The organism is Maritimibacter fusiformis, from assembly GCF_008086115.1.
In the GTDB taxonomy this organism is placed as follows: domain Bacteria; phylum Pseudomonadota; class Alphaproteobacteria; order Rhodobacterales; family Rhodobacteraceae; genus Muriiphilus; species Muriiphilus fusiformis.
The window spans coordinates 273,759-290,424 of the sequence record NZ_VSIY01000015.1 but is presented as its reverse complement, the minus strand read 5'-3'; the positions used below and the strand labels follow the sequence as shown (position 1 = coordinate 290,424).

Annotated in this window: 12 protein-coding genes and 1 tRNA gene; 8 read left to right on the top strand and 5 right to left on the bottom strand. The window is 67.2% G+C overall.

Annotated features, from left to right (window positions below; translation table 11 throughout):
• The first annotated feature begins 2 nt into the window (after positions 1-2).
• The 3 genes from glgA to FVF75_RS16135 are packed head-to-tail and all read left to right on the top strand — an operon-like array spanning position 3 to position 5,172.
• Positions 3-1,433 (top strand): glycogen synthase GlgA, encoded by a 1,431-nt coding sequence (gene glgA, locus FVF75_RS16145; RefSeq protein WP_148379819.1) that lies wholly within the window; start codon positions 3-5, stop codon positions 1,431-1,433.
• Between the two features lie 29 nt (positions 1,434-1,462).
• Entirely contained in the window at positions 1,463-3,544 is a 2,082-nt protein-coding gene (gene glgX / locus FVF75_RS16140; protein WP_148379975.1) for a glycogen debranching protein GlgX, read from the top strand.
• Complete coding sequence (locus FVF75_RS16135) at positions 3,541-5,172, top strand: alpha-D-glucose phosphate-specific phosphoglucomutase (RefSeq protein WP_148379818.1); 1,632 nt, start codon at positions 3,541-3,543, stop codon at positions 5,170-5,172. Before glgX ends, FVF75_RS16135 begins: the two co-directional genes overlap by 4 nt.
• A gap of 2 nt (positions 5,173-5,174) precedes the next feature.
• Here FVF75_RS16135 and FVF75_RS16130 read toward each other — a convergent pair whose 3' ends face one another.
• Complete coding sequence (locus FVF75_RS16130; protein ID WP_246138114.1) at positions 5,175-5,999, bottom strand: ABC transporter permease; 825 nt, start codon at positions 5,997-5,999, stop codon at positions 5,175-5,177.
• Positions 6,000-6,061: 62 nt separating this feature from the next.
• Here FVF75_RS16130 and FVF75_RS16125 point away from each other — a divergent pair, with 62 nt between their 5' ends.
• From FVF75_RS16125 to FVF75_RS16115, 3 genes are all read left to right on the top strand, one after another.
• Positions 6,062-7,333: a KpsE/RkpR family capsule polysaccharide export protein gene (locus tag FVF75_RS16125; RefSeq protein ID WP_148379817.1), complete on the top strand. Its 1,272-nt coding sequence runs from the start codon at positions 6,062-6,064 to the stop codon at positions 7,331-7,333.
• A gap of 3 nt (positions 7,334-7,336) precedes the next feature.
• Positions 7,337-7,993 carry an ABC transporter ATP-binding protein gene (locus tag FVF75_RS16120; protein ID WP_148379816.1) on the top strand — a complete coding sequence of 219 codons (657 nt, stop codon included), beginning with the start codon at positions 7,337-7,339 and terminating at the stop codon, positions 7,991-7,993.
• A gap of 142 nt (positions 7,994-8,135) precedes the next feature.
• Positions 8,136-10,922, top strand: a complete 2,787-nt coding sequence (locus tag FVF75_RS16115; RefSeq protein WP_148379815.1) for a calcium-binding protein — start codon at positions 8,136-8,138, stop codon at positions 10,920-10,922.
• 23 nt (positions 10,923-10,945) lie between these two features.
• Here FVF75_RS16115 and FVF75_RS16110 read toward each other — a convergent pair.
• The 4 genes from FVF75_RS16110 to FVF75_RS16095 all read right to left on the bottom strand — a co-directional run bounded on the left by FVF75_RS16110 (position 10,946) and on the right by FVF75_RS16095 (position 14,548).
• Positions 10,946-11,021, bottom strand: a tRNA-Thr gene (locus FVF75_RS16110).
• 50 nt (positions 11,022-11,071) lie between these two features.
• The gene (locus FVF75_RS16105) at positions 11,072-12,595 is read right to left on the bottom strand and encodes a heme biosynthesis protein HemY (protein ID WP_148379814.1); all 1,524 of its coding nucleotides are present in this window, start codon (positions 12,593-12,595) and stop codon (positions 11,072-11,074) included.
• Between the two features lie 10 nt (positions 12,596-12,605).
• The gene (locus tag FVF75_RS16100) at positions 12,606-13,799 is read right to left on the bottom strand and encodes a COG4223 family protein (protein WP_148379813.1); all 1,194 of its coding nucleotides are present in this window, start codon (positions 13,797-13,799) and stop codon (positions 12,606-12,608) included.
• Between the two features lie 68 nt (positions 13,800-13,867).
• Positions 13,868-14,548 (bottom strand): uroporphyrinogen-III synthase, encoded by a 681-nt coding sequence (locus tag FVF75_RS16095; RefSeq protein ID WP_148379812.1) that lies wholly within the window; start codon positions 14,546-14,548, stop codon positions 13,868-13,870.
• A 71-nt stretch (positions 14,549-14,619) separates the two neighbouring features.
• Here FVF75_RS16095 and tsaD point away from each other — a divergent pair, with 71 nt between their 5' ends.
• Both tsaD and FVF75_RS16085 read left to right on the top strand, forming a co-directional pair.
• On the top strand, positions 14,620-15,717 hold the full coding sequence (gene tsaD, locus FVF75_RS16090; protein WP_148379811.1) for a tRNA (adenosine(37)-N6)-threonylcarbamoyltransferase complex transferase subunit TsaD: 1,098 nt from the start codon (positions 14,620-14,622) through the stop codon (positions 15,715-15,717).
• Entirely contained in the window at positions 15,714-16,664 is a 951-nt protein-coding gene (locus FVF75_RS16085; protein WP_148379810.1) for an NAD(P)H-dependent glycerol-3-phosphate dehydrogenase, read from the top strand. The genes tsaD and FVF75_RS16085 overlap by 4 nt, the downstream gene beginning before the upstream one ends.
• The last annotated feature ends 2 nt before the right edge of the window (positions 16,665-16,666 follow it).

Genomic DNA, 16,666 nt, shown 5'->3' with positions numbered 1-16,666 from the left:
CGATGCGCATCCTGTCGGTCGCCTCGGAATGCGTGCCGCTGGTCAAGACCGGCGGGCTGGCCGATGTCGTCGGCGCGCTTCCCGGTGCGCTGGCACCCCTCGGCCATGACATGCGGGTGATGATCCCGGCCTATCCGGGAATCCTCGAAAAGCTGCGGAACAGGGTCGAAATCTGGGCCGATCCCGACCTGTTCGGCGGCCCGGCCAAGGCGCATCTCGGGCGCGTGGCGGATCTTGACGTGATCGCGCTCGACGCGCCGCATCTTTATCGCCGCGACGGCGGCATCTATGCCGACGCGGGCGGCGACTACCCCGACAACCCCGAGCGTTTCGCCGCCCTGTGCTGGGCCGCGGCGGCAATTGCACGCGATGGCGGCGGTGATGGCTGGACACCCGACATCCTGCACGCCCACGACTGGCAGGGCGGGCTGGCCCCAGCCTATCTGCATTATCACGGCAGCGGCGGCACCAGGTCGATGCTGACGATCCACAACATCGCGTTTCAAGGCATCACCGGGGCCGACCGATTGTCGGCGTTGCGCCTGCCGCCCGAAGCCTTCGACAAGGAGGCCGCCGAATACTGGGGCAATCTCTCGACGCTGAAACTGGGGCTGGTCAAGGCCGACGCGATCACCACGGTCTCGCCCACCTATGCCGAAGAGTTGATGCGCCCCGAGTTCGGCATGGGGCTGGAAGGCGTCATCGCGTCCCGCGCCAAGGACCTGCATGGTATCCTCAACGGGGTGGACGAGGCCATCTGGTCGCCCGAGCACGATGACGCGATCGCGCCATATTCCGCCAGAAGCCTCAAGGGCAAGGCCACCAACCGCGCCCGGCTGATCGCGGAGTTCGGGCTGGGCGATGTGCCCGGGCCGCTGGCCATCGTGGTCAGCCGCCTGACCTGGCAGAAGGGCATCGACCTTCTGGCCGAGGCGCTGCCGGATTTCATCGCGGCGGGCGGCGGGCTGGCGATGCTGGGGTCGGGCGACCGTGACCTCGAAGAGGCGATGCGCCGCGCGGCCCATATCTGGCCCGACCGGGTCGCGGTTCGGGTCGGCTATGACGAACCGCTGGCTCACCGGCTGATCGCCGGCGGCGACGCGGTGCTGGTGCCGTCGCGATTCGAGCCTTGCGGGCTGACGCAGATGTATGGATTGCGCTACGGCACGATCCCGGTGGTCGCGGCCACCGGCGGGCTTAATGACACGGTGATTGGCGCGACCCCGGCCAGCCTGTCGGCCAAGGCCGCGACCGGCATCACCTTTCACCCGGTCGACCATATCGCACTGGCCGGGGCACTGCGCCGCCTGGTGGCTCTGCATGCCGACCGGCCGGTCTGGACGACAATGGTCAAACGCGCAATGAAGGCCGATGTCGGCTGGCACGGACCCGCCGCCCGATACTCCGAAATCTACGGGAACCTGACCGCTTGAACGTGCAACGCCCTGCCCTGACGCCCGACATGGTCGCAAGCCTCGATGTCACCCCCGGTCGGCCCTGGCCGATGGGGGCGAGCGCTGATGATGACGGCGTCAATTTCGCGGTGTTCTCGGCCAATGCCACGCAGATCGAAGTATGCCTGTTTTCCGACGATGGCCGCGTCGAACTGGCCCGCATTCCTCTGCCCGAGCGTGACGGCGACATCTGGCACGGCCATATCGCGGGCGTGCGGGCCGGCACCCGCTACGGGCTGCGCGCGCATGGGCCATATGATCCGGCGGGCGGCCACCGCTTCAACCCCAACAAGCTGCTGATCGACCCCTATGCTCGCCAGATCGACGGCAAGTTGCGCTGGTCCAAGGCGCTGATGGGCTATGAAGTCGGCGCGGCGGCGGGCGATCTCAGCTATTCGACCCGCGATTCCGCCTTTGCCATGCCCAAGGGCGTGGTGCTGGGCCACGACGATTTCGACTGGCAGGGCGACACCCCGCCACACCACCGCAGCACCGAAACGCTGATCTACGAGGCGCATGTGAAGGGCCTGACCGCGCTTCACCCCAAGGTCGATCCGGCACTGCGTGGCACCTATGCCGGGCTGGCGTCCGATCCGGTGATCGACCACCTGACCAGCCTCGGCGTGACCGCGATCGAGCTTCTGCCGGTCCATGCCTTCGTCGATGACCGCTTTCTTGCCGAGCGCGGCCTGCGCAACTACTGGGGCTATCAGAGCATCGGCTTTTTCGCACCCGAACCGCGCTACATGTCCCGCGCCGGGATTGCCGAGTTCAAGGAGATGGTGCGCCGGTTTCACGCCGCCGGGATCGAGGTGATCCTCGACGTGGTCTACAACCACACCGCCGAGGGCGACGCCTTCGGCCCGACCCTGTCGTTTCGCGGGCTGGACAACGCGAGTTACTACCGGCTGACCGAGGACCGGCGTCACTATGTCAACGACACCGGCACCGGCAACGCGCTGAACCTCGACCATCCGGCCGTTCTGCGCATGGTGATGGATTCGCTGCGCTACTGGGTCGAGCACATGCATGTCGACGGCTTTCGCTTCGACCTCGCCGCCTCGCTGACACGCGGTGCGCATGGGTTCACCTCGAGCTTTCTCGATACGCTCAGGCAAGACCCGGTGCTTGCTCCCGCCCGGATGATCGCCGAGCCCTGGGACGTTGGCCCCGGCGGCTATCGCCTAGGTGCATTCCCGCATCCGTTCAACGAATGGAACGACCGCTACCGCGACGACGTGCGTGCATTCTGGCGCGGCGATGAACACATGCTGCCGGCGCTGGCCAAGGCGCTGCTGGGCTCGCCCGAGATCTTCGACCGCGACGGCCGCCGCGCCACCGCCAGCATCAACCTTGTCACCAGCCATGACGGCTTCACCCTGGCCGATCTGGTGTCCTACCGCCACAAGCACAACGAGGCCAACGGCGAAGGCAACCGCGACGGCCACACCGGCAATTTCTCGGACAATTTCGGCGTCGAAGGCCCAACCGACGACCCCGAGATTATTGCCGCCCGCGCCCGCCGCCAACGGGCAATCCTCGCCACGCTGTTCCTGTCGCAAGGCATCCCGATGCTTCTGGGTGGTGACGAAATCGGCAACAGCCAGCGCGGCAACAACAACGCCTATGCCCAGGACAACGCGATCGGCTGGATCGACTGGCCGACCGCCGACGCGGGGCTTCTGGCCTTCACGCAAAAGCTCACGTCCCTGCGCCGCAGATACCCGGTGCTGTCGCAGCGGCCCTTCCTGCATGGCCGCGCCCGTGCAGCAGATGGGCTGCCCGACCTCGAATGGTGGCACCCGGATGGTCGCACGCCCGAGGATGACGACTGGCACGACCATCTGAGCGTCATCGGCCTGATCGTGCGCATGTCTGCCGAATGCGCCGACACCGACCCTGAAATGCAGGTGTTCGCAGTGTTCAACGCGGGTGCCGCACGCAAGGTGGTGCTGCCCGAAGGCCCCTGGCACCAGATTCTCGACAGCAGCGACCCCAAGGCCGATGATCGGCCCGTTAGCACGCCGATCACGGCGCCCGCGCAATCCGTCTTGCTGTTCGCCCGCCCCGCCAAGGAGGAGCCCAAATGAGCATCGTGACCGTCGCCACCCAACCGATCGAAGGCCAGAAACCCGGCACCTCCGGTCTGCGCAAGAAAACCCGCGTCTTCATGGCGCCGCACTTCGTCGAGAACTTCGTGCAGGCGACCCTGAACGCCATCGGGGGCGCGACGGGCAAGACCTTTGTGCTGGGCGGCGACGGGCGCTATTTCTCGGACCGGGTGGCGCAGGTGATCCTGCGAATGTGCGCGGCCAACGGCGCGGCGCGGGTCATCGTCGGGCGCGATACGTTGCTGTCGACCCCCGCCGCCAGCCACCTGATCCGGCTGAACCGGACCGACGGCGGTTTCATCATGTCGGCCAGCCACAACCCCGGCGGGATCGACGAGGATTTCGGGCTGAAGTTCAACACGCCGAACGGCGGCCCGGCCCCGGAAAGCGTCACCAACGCGATCCACGCCGAGACCCTGAGCCTGGCCAACTACCGCGTTCTCGAAGCACAGGATGTCGACCTTTCGCGTGTCGGTGAGACGACCATCGGCGACATGGTGGTCAGCGTCGTCGACCCGGTGGCCGATTATGCCGACCTGATGGAGACCCTGTTCGACTTCGACCGCCTGCGCGCCTCCTTCGCGGGTGGTTTTCGGATGCGGTTCGACGCGATGTGCGCGATCACCGGCCCCTATGCGACCGAGATTCTCGAAAACCGCCTGGGCGCTGCAAAAGGCACCGTTGTGAACGGCACGCCGCTGCCCGACTTCGGCGGCATGCATCCCGATCCGAACCCGACCTGGGCGCATGAACTGATGGACGTGATGTTCGGCCCCGATGCGCCCGATTTCGGCGCGGCCTCGGACGGCGATGGCGACCGCAACATGGTGGTGGGCAAGGGCATCTACGTGTCCCCCTCCGACAGCCTCGCCGTGGTGGCCGCCAACGCGCATCTCGTGCCCGGCTATGCCAATGGGATCAGCGGCGTCGCCCGCTCGATGCCGACCTCGACCGCTGCCGACCGCGTCGCCGAGGCGCTTGGCATTCCGGCGTTCGAGACCCCGACCGGCTGGAAATTCTTCGGCAACCTGCTGGATGCCGGGCGGGTCACGCTGTGCGGTGAGGAAAGTTTCGGCACCGGCTCGGATCATGTGCGCGAGAAGGACGGGCTTTGGGCGGTGCTGTTCTGGCTCGACATCATCGCGGCGCGCGGTCAGTCGGTGGCGGAGATCCTCACCGACCACTGGGCGCGGTTCGGCCGCAACTACTATTCCCGGCATGACTACGAGGCGCTGCCCATCGACACCGCCAGCGCCATCGTCGACGACCTGCGCGCCCGGCTTGGTGATCTGCCGGGCACCGTGGTGCAGGGCATGACCGTCAGCGCCGCCGACGATTTCGCCTATACCGACCCGATAGATGGCTCTGTTTCGGCGCAACAGGGTCTTCGTGTGGTGTTCTCGGACCAGTCCCGCCTTGTCATCCGCCTGTCGGGCACCGGCACCGAGGGCGCGACGCTGCGGCTCTATCTCGAACGGGTGGTGCCGGGGCCGAAAGACCTCGACCTCGACGTTCAACAGGCACTGGACCCGGTCATCCGCGCCGCCGAAGAGCTTGCCGGCATCCGCGCCCGCACCGGCCGCAACGCACCCGACGTCATCACCTGAGCCTAGCGGCGCGCGATGATGTCCTTGTGCCAGCCGCGCAGGAACAACAGCCCCAGCGCCAGCGCCACCGCCCCGATCAACGCCGGGTAAAGCGGCGCGGCGTATTGCGGCGCATAGGTCGGATAGACCGCGGCCCGCATCAACCCGGTCAGGTGCACCAGAGGATTGACCCACAATACCGCCTGCACCGCGCGCGGCAGGTCCTCGACCAGAAAAAACACGCCCGAGACCAGGATCAGCGGGCGCATGGCGATGCCCCAGATCGTTTCCCAGAGCGGAAACAACCCGAACAGCAGGCAGTTCAACGTGCCCAGCCCCAGCCCGAGCAGCGCGGTCAGGCCCAGCGCACGCACCAGCGCAGGCAGATCTGGCATCGCCCCCGATCCCTCGACCGCCAGAACCCCGCCCAGCACAAGCCCGATCACGATCAGCCCCGTCAGCAGGTTCAGAACGAACCGCGCGATCACCGCGTCCAGCCAGGTGACGGCGGGAAACATCAAGAGCGGACGCGAGAACCGGATCGACGCGCTGATCGTGCCGTGCAGGCTCTGATACAAGTGAAACGGCAGGAATCCGGTGGCATAGAACAGCAGGAAACTGCGCCCCAGCGGCGGCGTGTGCATCACCAGCCCGAAGGCGACAGACAGGATCGCGATGAACCCCACCGGCTCCAGCACCGCCCAGACATAGCCACCGGGCGAGCGGCCATAGCGCGTCGCCATCTCGCGCAGGATCAGCGCGACGACCACCCGCCCGGTCGCGAACCGCCGCCCGCGATTGACGGGCCGGGGCGCAGAAACCGTGCGCTGCATTTGCGAGATATTCACCAATTCCCTTTCTGATGGTCCCCAGTCACGCCGCGATCTTGCGGCCAAGAGGTGAAGAATTGGTGGAGCTTGCAGAAAAGCAGGACATCCGGCGGGAGGATTCGGCCCTGTCCGCGCGGCGAAAACCGGGGCCGAAGGCGCCGGCGAATCGCAAGAACGGGCCGAAAAAGCCGCCGGCGAAACCACGCCCGCAGGTGATCGAGATCTTTCCGATTGCCGAACCTGCGCGCATGCGGCGCAGGCACTGGGCGCTGGTGTTCTCGTTCATCCTGTTCGTGCTCGCGCCCCTCGGCGCGGTCGGCTGGTATCTGTCCGAGCGCAGCATCGATCAATTCGCCTCGACCACCGGCTTTTCCGTGCGGCGGGACGAGGCGGCTGCGCCCGCCGACATGTTCGGCGGGCTGGTCCAGTTCACCGGCGGCGGTGGTGGCGGCGAAGCCGATATTCTCTATGAGTTCATCCAGAGTCAGGATCTCGTCACCCGGATCGACGCCCGGATCGACCTTCGTGGCCATTTCACCGCCGCACACGACACCGACCCGCTGTTCACACTGGCCCCCGGCGGCACCGCCGAAGACCTGCACGATTTCTGGCAGTGCATGGTGCGGCTGGCCTATGACCAGTCGACCGGGTTGATGACGCTGCGCGTGCTGGCGTTCTCGCCCGACATGGCGCAGCGCATTTCGCAGGAGGTGCTCGATGAAAGCCGGGTGCTGGTCAACGAACTCAACGCCAGCGCACGGGCCGACGCCCTGCGCTATGCCGAGGAAGACCTGGACGAAGCCGTGATGCGCCTCAAGGAGGCCCGCAGCGCGCTGGTCGCCTTTCGCACCCGGACCCAGATCGTCAATCCGTCCACCGATCTGCAGGGCCGGATGGGGGTGCTCAACAGCCTGCAACAGCAACTGGCTCAGGTCCTGATCGACCACGACCTGTTGGCCGCGACCACCACCGACCAGGACGCAAGGCTGAAGCGCACCGAACGCCAGATCACGGTGATCCGGGCGCGCATCGCCGAAGAACGGCGTAACGTCGCGGAAACCGGCGTCGCCGGGCAGGCGGGCTATCCGGCGCTGCTGGCGGAATACGAGAACCTGACCGTCGATCTGGAATTCGCCGAGCAAAGCTACCGCAGCGCCCTCGCCGCGCTCGACGCCGCCATTGCCAGTTCGACACGCGATTCCCTCTACCTCGCCACCTTCATCCGTCCGACGCTGGCCGAGAAATCCGAGTTTCCGCGCCGGCCAGTGATCTTCAGCCTCGCCGCGCTGCTGCTGATCCTCGGGTGGTCAATCCTGTCGCTGATCGCCTACAGTCTGCGCGACCGAAGCTAGCCCATGCTGCGGTTCGAGAACCTGACCAAGAGTTTTCGGGTGCTGGGCCGCCGCCACACCGTGATCGATCGGCTCAGCTTTACCCTGCCGACCGGCCAGACACTGGCGCTTCTGGGTCGCAACGGGGCAGGCAAATCGACGCTTCTGGGCCTGATCGCGGGCACCATCCGGCCCGATAGCGGGCGGATCGTCAGTGACGGCTCGATCTCGTGGCCGGTCGGGCTGGGCGGGGCCTTCCACCCCGAATTGACCGGGGCGCAGAACGTCCGCTTTCTCGCCCGTGTCTACGGCGTCGAGACCGAGTCGCTGATGGCCTTCGTCGCCGATTTCTCGGAGCTTGGGCAGCAATTCCACATGCCGCTACGCAGCTATTCCACCGGCATGCGCTCGCGGCTGGTGTTCGGCGCGGCGATGGGCATCCGCTTCGACACTTACCTGGTCGACGAGGTGACGTCCGTGGGCGACGCCGCCTTTCGCCGCAAGAGCCGCGCGGTGTTTCGCCACCGCGTCGCCAATGCCACCGCGATCATGGTCAGCCACAACATGCGCGATATCCGCGACTACTGCGACACCGCACTGATCCTCGAGGACGGCCGCCTGACCTATTTCGAGGATATCGAGGCCGCGATCCACCAGCACGAGGCCCGTCTGTCCGCCTGAACCCGACGCAGGGTTAACGCCCCGGCTAACATAACCCTGCACAGTTGAGGCATTCTCCGCGATTTGGCCACAAACCGGCGCCGGAGGATGGCCGAATGCGCCCCCAATGTCACTGGATACGGGTGAGACGTGGGGTGTCATCATGCAATTCCAGGTGCGGGGAATCATCACCGACGGTTACGAGGCGCTGGACAGCGCGATCAGCGATCTCGAACTGGTCGGGAACGGTGCGACCGCGCATGTCTATGCGCTGTCGGGGCCAAACGGCGGGCTGGTCAGCCTGCGCCTGTCCGAGAACGGCGGCACGACCGTGCTCGACCACCAGTTCTTCAACCCGTCCTGGGCTTCGGGCATCACCCGCGACCTGGCACTGGTCGACACCGGCAACGGCTTGCGCGCGGTCATCGGCGCGACCGGCCCGACCGCGCTGGGCAGCTATTCCCTGCCAGCCAATGGCAGCATCGGCGGCTTCACGGCCTATTCGGGCTTCACCGCGCCCGAAGGCCGCCTGCCCGCCCTGATCGAGACCCCCGAAGGGCTGGTGGTCGCCCAGCCGGATGGCGGCTTTTCCGCCTATACCGTCACCGGGCCGAACGCTTTGACGCACCAGAGCGACATGCCCGACAGCCCCGGCGCCCTGCGCGGCGCGATCACGCGGTTCGCAACGCTTGAGGTCGGCACCTCGGATATCCTGATCGCGGCCTCCGGGTCCGACCACGCGATCACCAGCTACCGTCTCACGCCGAACGGCCCGGTTGCCGCCGACAAGAGCGGGCCGGACCAGGGTGTCGGGCTGATGGTCCCCACCGCGCTCGCCACCGCGGAAATTGGAGGCGCTCAATACCTCATCGTCGCCTCGGCGCAGGATACGGCAGGCGCACTCAGCGTGTTTCTGGTCGGGGCCACCGGCTCACTGACCCCGACCGACCATGTGCTCGACACGCTCGAAACCCGGTTCGGCGGCGTCCAGAGCGTCGCCGCGATGTCCGCGGGCGGTATCACCTACCTTGTCGCGGGCGGTGCCGACGACGGGCTCAGCCTGTTTGCCCTGCTCCCGGGCGGCCAGTTGCAATACCTCACCTCGATCGAGGATCGCCACGACACCAGCTTGCAGAACGTGACCGCCATCGCAGGCACGGTCCTTGGCGACACCCTGCGCCTCCTGGTGGCCTCGCAAGCCGAATCCGGGCTGACCGACCTGGCCATCGACATCGCGGACCAGGGCATCACCCACGCCGCCACGGAGGGTGGCCAGACGTTTTCCGGCAGTGCCGGTGACGACTTCCTGATCGGCAATAGCGGCAAGGACCAGATTTCCGGCGGGAACGGGGATGACGTGATCGTCGACGGCGCTGGCCGTGACCTGATGACCGGCGGCGGCGGGCGCGACCTGTTCGTGCTGCGCAACGATGGCACCGAGGACATCATCACGGATTTCAACCCGGCCCTCGACCGGCTGGATCTCAGCGCCTGGCCGATGTTCCACGACCCCGCCAGCCTAACCATCACCCCCACCGCGACCGGGGCCGAGGTGGTCTGGCGCGGCGAAGTGCTGGTGCTGCACGGCCCGGGCCAAACCACGCTCAACCCCGCCGCCGTGCGCGCGGCGGTGCTTGCCGGGTTGAATCGGCCTCTCGACCTCAGCGACTACGAGTTTCCCGCCGATACCGCCCATGACATAACCGGCACCGACGGCGACGACATCCTGTTCGGCGGTCCCGGCGATCAGACCATCGCGCCGGGGTCCGGCAATGACACCGTCTGGGCCGGGGACGGCAACGACAGCGTCTTCGGCGGCGCCGGGGTCAAGCTGGTGCATCTCGAGGACGGCGACGACCTGTTTCGCGACCTGTCGGAAAGCCAGGGCAGCGACGGTGACGTGATCATCGCGGGCGCAGGCTGCGACGTGATCTTCACCGGAAGTGGCGAAGACCTGATCGACGGCGGCGATGACTGCGACTTCATCCGCAGCGGCGCGGGCAATGACCTCGTGCTGGCCGGTGGCGGCGACGACATCGTCTATGGCGGCAGCGGCTGGGACCGGATCGAAGGCGGCCCGGGCAACGACAAGCTTTATGGCGGCGCCCATCGTGACCGGCTGTTCGGCGACGGCGGCGACGATTTCCTGAATGGCGGCGACGGCGACGACATGCTGTTCGGCCGCGACGGCGACGACACCCTGATCGGAGAGGATGGCGACGACGTGTTGCGCGGCGACGCAGGCGCCGACACCCTGCGCGGCGGCAACGGCAACGACACCCTGTCCGGCGGCGACGGTGACGATCTCCTGTTCGGCGGCGATGGCGAAGACACCATTCACGGCGCTGACGGCAATGACCGACTCTATGGCGGCTATGGCATGGACCTGATGAATGGCGGCGCGGGCGACGACTATCTCGACGGCGGCACCGCCCGCGACCGGATTCGCGGCAACGAAGGCAACGACATCATCATCGGCGGGCACGGGCATGACCGCCTGTCGGGCGGCGATGGCAACGACTTCATCCGGGGCGGCAGCCAAAACGACTTTCTCTGGGGCGGCACCGGCAACGACGACCTTGCCGGCGACAGCGGCGACGACAGGCTGATCGGCCAGCTCGGCAACGATCTGCTCGACGGCGGGTCAGGCAACGACCGGCTGTTCGGCGGCCCCGGCGCGGATCGGCTGATCGGAGGGGCGGGCGACGACCTCCTGTCCGGCGGGATCGCCGCCGATACCTTCGTCTTCGACACCGACACCAGCGGCTACGACCGGATCACCGACTTCAATCCCGACGTCGACCTGATCGTCATCCGGCAGGCAACAGCCTCCGACCTGACCCTGTCCAGCGCCGCCGGCGACCTGCGAATCTCATGGGACAACGGCGAAATCACCCTGAACGGCATCGCGCCTGGCGAGTTCAGCCTGTCGGACATCCTGTTCGAATAGGGGGTGTTCGGAAGACCGCGAAGTGGTGCCGGTGAAGGGACTCGAACCCCCGACCCCATCATTACGAATGACGTGCTCTACCAGCTGAGCTACACCGGCACTTCGCGTGGTGCCGGGTCATTAGCACCACGCCCCGGCGGTGTGTAGCCCTATTTTTCGGGTTTCGCCTCAACCTCGGGGGCAAGCACTTCGCCGTCGACGGTTTCCGGCTCGACGTAATCCGCATGCGGCGGCTCAACCGGTTCGTCCTGCGGCGCATCCGGCGACGGGTCCGGCTCGGTCACGACCGGCTCGCGCGGCTTGCCGACCAGGAGCGGCAGCATCTCGGCTCCGCCCGGCATCTTGATCTCGCCCTCGGAGGGAACCGTCCAGCTCAGCGTGTCGAAGGCACCGCAGCCCAGGCAGACCGGCGCCCAGTCGCTGTGGATATGATTGCACTTCTCACAGACCCATTGCGGGCCGCGCGGCGCCACCACGGCTTTTGCCAGCCAGCCGCGAACCACGTCGTCGTCGGCGCCCTGACCGCGCTCGATCGCCGCCATCAGCGTCAGGGTGCGCTGGGTCGGGTTGGTCTCGGCCAGATCGCCCAGAACGTCGCGCGCCTTGTCATAGTCCTCGGCGGCGATATGCAGTTCCGCCAGCAGCATCCGGGATTCGGGATGGCCGGGGCGGTGCTTGGTCAGGGTCTTGAAGCGTTTCAACCGCTCAGCCGGTGTCTCGTCCGGGCGGATCGCGGCGAAGGCGGCGGCAAGGTCGGGGTGCGGCTGGGCCTGCCAGGTCTTGCTGAGCACGCGCGCGGCGTAGCGGGCATTGCCCTTCTCAAGATAGCTTTTTGACGCCATCACCGCCGCCGGGATCAGATCGGGCGACAGTTTGTTGGCCTCGATCGCCGATTCGCGCGCGCGGATCGAATTGCCTTCGGCGAACACCTCCTTGGCCTCCTGCAGCGCCAGGACCGCATCGCGCCGCTTGCCCACGTCCTTTGGCAGCGCCCCGGTCCTGACCTTGGTGCCCAGCGTCTTGCGTGCGCCGGTCCAGTCGTTCTGCGTTGCCTGAAGCGCCAGAAGGATATCGCCGGTCTCGGCATGGCGCGGTTTCAGGGCAAAGGCCTTTTCCGCCAGTTTCATCGCGGTTTCGGTGTCGCCGTCCTCGAGCTTCTGCTTGAGGATGCCGCGGATGCCGACAAAGCGCGTGCGCTCATCCGCCAACAGGCGCTTGTAGACCTGTTCGGCCTTCTTGCGGTCACCCGACATCTCGGCGGCCTGCGCGGTGATCAGGTTGGTCAACTCGGGCCGGTGCAGGAACTTCTCGGCCCGCGCTGCCTTGGACATCGCGACCTTTTCCTCGCCCGAGGCCAGCGCCATCATCCCGTCGGCCAGCGCCTCGTAGCCCTTGCGTTCGCGGTTGCGGTCGAAGTAGCGGCTGATCGCGGTCTCGTCCCCGTTCAGAAACCGCACCACCGCCACGAGCAGATTGACCAGCTTGATCAACAGCCAGACCGCCAGAACCAGCACGATCAGCGCGATGACGGTCTGGAACGTGCCCAGCGTCAACTCGGTGCCTCCGATGGCGATGCGCACGCCGCCCTCGGTCTCCATCAGATAGCCCGCGCCCAGCGTCAGCGCGGCGATCAGGACGACGAAAAGGACAATCTTGAACAGGGACCAGAGCATCAATTCATCCTTATTTCAGCGCTTCGGCCAGATCGGCCCCGGCGTTCAGCGCCGCCAGGCGGGTTTCGGCCATGGTCCGCCATTCGGACAGCGCGGGACGGGCCGCCTCGGGCATGGCATCGAGCTCGCCCAGCGCCTCAACGATCTGGCCCTTGCGCAGCGCATCCTCGGCGCGTGACAGGATCGCGTCCGGGTCGTCGCCCGGCCTGGGTTCCAGCGACCTCGTGCCAAGCTGGGTCCGCAAGAAGGCGGCAAAGCGGTTCATGCTGCCATCCTCGACCGCCGCGCGAATGGACGCATCCAACGCGGCCCGGGCAGCGGCTGGAAAGCTGTCTTGCAACATGGCCAGTGTCGGGGCGCCATCGGCCGCAAGGCTGGCAAGCGCGTCGGGCGGTGCCTCGCCCGAGATCGCCGCCAGTTCATCGAGCGCCTCGGCAAACGGCTGTCCGGTGTCGAGCGCCGCCACAACTCGGGCCAAGGCGGCACGGCCAGCCGCGTCGCCGGCCGCTTCGGCGGCCTCCTGCTCCAGCACCTCGGCCTTTTCCTGAACCGTCCGCAACTCGGCCAGTTCCGCCTCGACCATCGCGCGGATCTCTGCAAGCTCGCGCTCATAGGCTGCGGCGGCGGCCTCGGCGGCTTCGGTTCCACCGCCCGGCGCGGTCTTTTCGATCTCCGTGATCCGCGCAGCAAGGTCGTCGAGCCGGGTCGTCGTCGCCTCGGCGTTCTCGGCAATCAGTTGTTCGATCTCATCGCGCAGCACCGACAGGCTGTCGTCGGCGCTCTGGGCTTCGACCTCGGCGGCCAGCGTCTCGGCCTGCGCCTCCAGCCCGGCGATCCGCGCGTCCTGCGCTTCGATTACCGCGATCAGCGGGTCAGGCTCAGGCGCCACGCCCGGAAACGGCCAGCCCTCCGGCACGATTGTGCGCGCCGCCGCGAACCCGATCACCGCCGCGACAAGCCCGCCCAGTATGAGGCCGAACGCAACCCCCATCCCGCCCCGGCGTTTCGCGGGAGCGGCCGGCGGCGTGGGCTGCGGCGGGTCTTCGGGCCTGTCCGGCGTCTCTTCCGGCTGCGCCGCTTCGTCATCGGGGGGCACTGGATCGTCGACGGGTTCGTCCAGCACGACCGCATCCTCGATCGCGTCCTTGACGTCATCGGCCAGTGGCTCGTCGGGCTTTTCGGATGGTTTCGGAGGTTTGGCCATTCACTCCCTTTCGAATCTGCGAGCCCGTCACGGGTGCCCGACAACCCTAGACGCGCCCCTGACCGGCCTCAAGGCGACTCAGTCTCGCAGGCCGCACGAATCCGCTTGCGCATGGTTTCGCCATCAGGCTCGGCACAGACCTCGGGTGAATGTCCGGTCTCGGCGGTCCAGGCTTCGGCTGCTGCCGGGCTGATCGCGATGACATGCACATTCGGCCCGACCCGCGCGACACCCGCCCCAACCAGTCTGGCGGTGCGCGGAGAATAGAGGGGCAGGATGACCCGGGACGAACCCTCGATCAACGCCTTCGCTTCCTCGGTCAGCGACAGGGCGTTTTGCTCGTAAACCGTGACGGAATGTGTCTCTAATCCAGCCAAAGTCAGGTCTTCGGCCACCGTGCCGGCCCGGTGGCGGCCATGCAGATGCACCAGTGGTCCTTCGGCCTGGATCTGGCGGACAAAGCGCGCGGCGTCAGGCGTTACCAGCCTGACATCGCCACCCTTGGCCCGCGCAGCCTCGGCGGTGCGTTGCCCGACGCAATAGACCCGCTTTCCGGTCAGATCGGGCGCATGATCGACCCCGTTCACCGAGGTCAGGATCACGCCGCGATAACCGCCCAGATCCGGCGGCGGGGCGGCGGGCGCGATCTCTAGAACCGGGGCGATCACCACCGGCAGGTCCAGGCCCAACTCCGCCACCAGCGCGCGCGCCTGGCTTTCGGGTCGTGTCAGAACAAGCGTGGGCGTCATCGGCGTCTCGGGATTGTGTGGGGCGTCGGCTGGTGTTACCCCGCTCCGAACCCCATCGCAACCGGCACGGCATGAGCGAACCCGTCACCATCCTTGGCCTCGAATCGAGTTGCGACGACACCGCCGCGGCCATCGTGCGCCATTGCGACGGCGCCGCGCCCGAAATCCTGTCGTCTGTCGTCCTGGGCCAGACCGATCTGCACGAAGCCTTCGGCGGCGTCGTGCCCGAGATCGCCGCCCGCGCTCATACCGAGAAGCTGGACCTCTGCGTCGAGCAGGCCCTGGCCGACGCGAACGTGACACTTGACCAGCTCGACGCCATCGCGGTGACCGCCGGGCCGGGGTTGATCGGCGGCGTGCTGGCCGGGGTCATGCTGGCCAAGGGGCTGGCGGCGGGCACCGGCCTGCCGCTGATCGGGGTCAATCACCTCGCCGGCCACGCCCTGACGCCACGGCTGACCGATGGCGCGAGTTTTCCCTACCTGATGCTGCTCGTTTCGGGCGGTCACAGCCAGTTCCTGATCGCGCACGGCATCGACGACTTCACCCGTCTTGGCGGCACCATCGACGATGCGCCCGGTGAGGCGTTCGACAAGACCGCCAAGCTGCTTGCCCTGCCACAGCCCGGCGGCCCGTCGGTCGAGGCCGAGGCGAAATCGGGCGATCCGACCCGGTTTTCCTTGCCGCGCCCACTTCTGGACCGGCCGGGTTGCGACATGAGCTTTTCCGGCCTCAAGACCGCGCTGTTGCGAGAGCGCGACAGGCTGGTGGAGGCGCATGGCGGGCTGCGGGTGCAGGACCGCGCCGACCTGTGCGCCGGGTTTCAGGCCGCTGTCACCGACGTGCTGGCCGAGAAATCGCGGCGCGCGCTGAGCGAATACATAGCCTCGAATCCGTTCGACCCGGTCTTTGCCGTCGCGGGCGGTGTTTCGGCAAACATGCAGATTCGGGCGGCATTAGAGACTGTTTCAAAGGAATTCGGCGCGCGTTTCCTTGCCCCACCCCTGGCGCTTTGCACCGACAACGCCGCGATGATCGCCTGGGCCGGGATCGAGCGGTTGCGCGCCGGGTTGACCGACGACATGACGCTGGCCGCGCGCCCGCGCTGGCCACTGGACCAACAGAGCCCCGCCATGCTTGGATCGGGCAAGAAAGGGGCGAAGGCATGAGCGGGATTTCGGTTCTGGGCGCAGGCGCCTTCGGCACGGCGCTGGCCATTTCGATTGCCCGCGACGGGCGCAAGGTGACACTCTGGGCGCGCGACCCCGGCGACATGCAGGAGCGGCGCGAAAACACCCGCCGCCTGCCGGGGCATGGCTTTCCCGACAGCCTTGTCGCGACCGGCGACATCGCCGGGGCTGCAAGTGCCGATATCCTGCTGCTGGCCGTGCCGATGCAGCAACTCGCGGCATTCCTGACCGAGCATCGGGCCTTGTGTCGTGGCAAGACGCTGGTGGCCTGCTGCAAGGGTATCGACCTTGCCACCGGACTTGGCCCGGCCGAGATCATCGCGCGCACCTGTCCCGATGCGACCCCGGCGATCCTGTCGGGGCCGAGCTTCGCCGTCGATATCGCCGCCGGGCTTCCCACCGCGCTGACACTGGCCGCGAAAGACCCCGAGCCGTTGCAGCGGGCGTTGTCGACCGCCAACCTTCGCCTATACCGCTCCACCGACCTGACCGGCGTCGAACTGGGCGGTGCGCTCAAGAACGTGGTGGCGATCGCCTGTGGCATCGCGATGGGCGCGGGTCTTGGCGAAAGCGCGCGGGCCGCGCTGATGACCCGGGGCTATGCCGAGATGTCGCGGTTTGCGGGCGCGCGCGGCGCGCATCCCGAAACGCTGGCCGGCCTGTCCGGGTTCGGCGACCTGGCGCTGACCTGCACCTCGGAGAAATCGCGCAACTACGCCTATGGCCTGGCACTGGGCCGGGGAACGACGCCCGATGACGGCACCACCGTCGAGGGCCGCGCGACGGCTAAAGCAGTGTCTAACGCGGCCACATCCGCAGGAATCGACATGCCGATCGCCGATATGGTGGTGGCGCTCGTCGATCAGGCAATCACGGTCAGGGAAGCGGTCGAACTGTTGTTCGCGCGGCCATTGAAAGAGGAATAGAG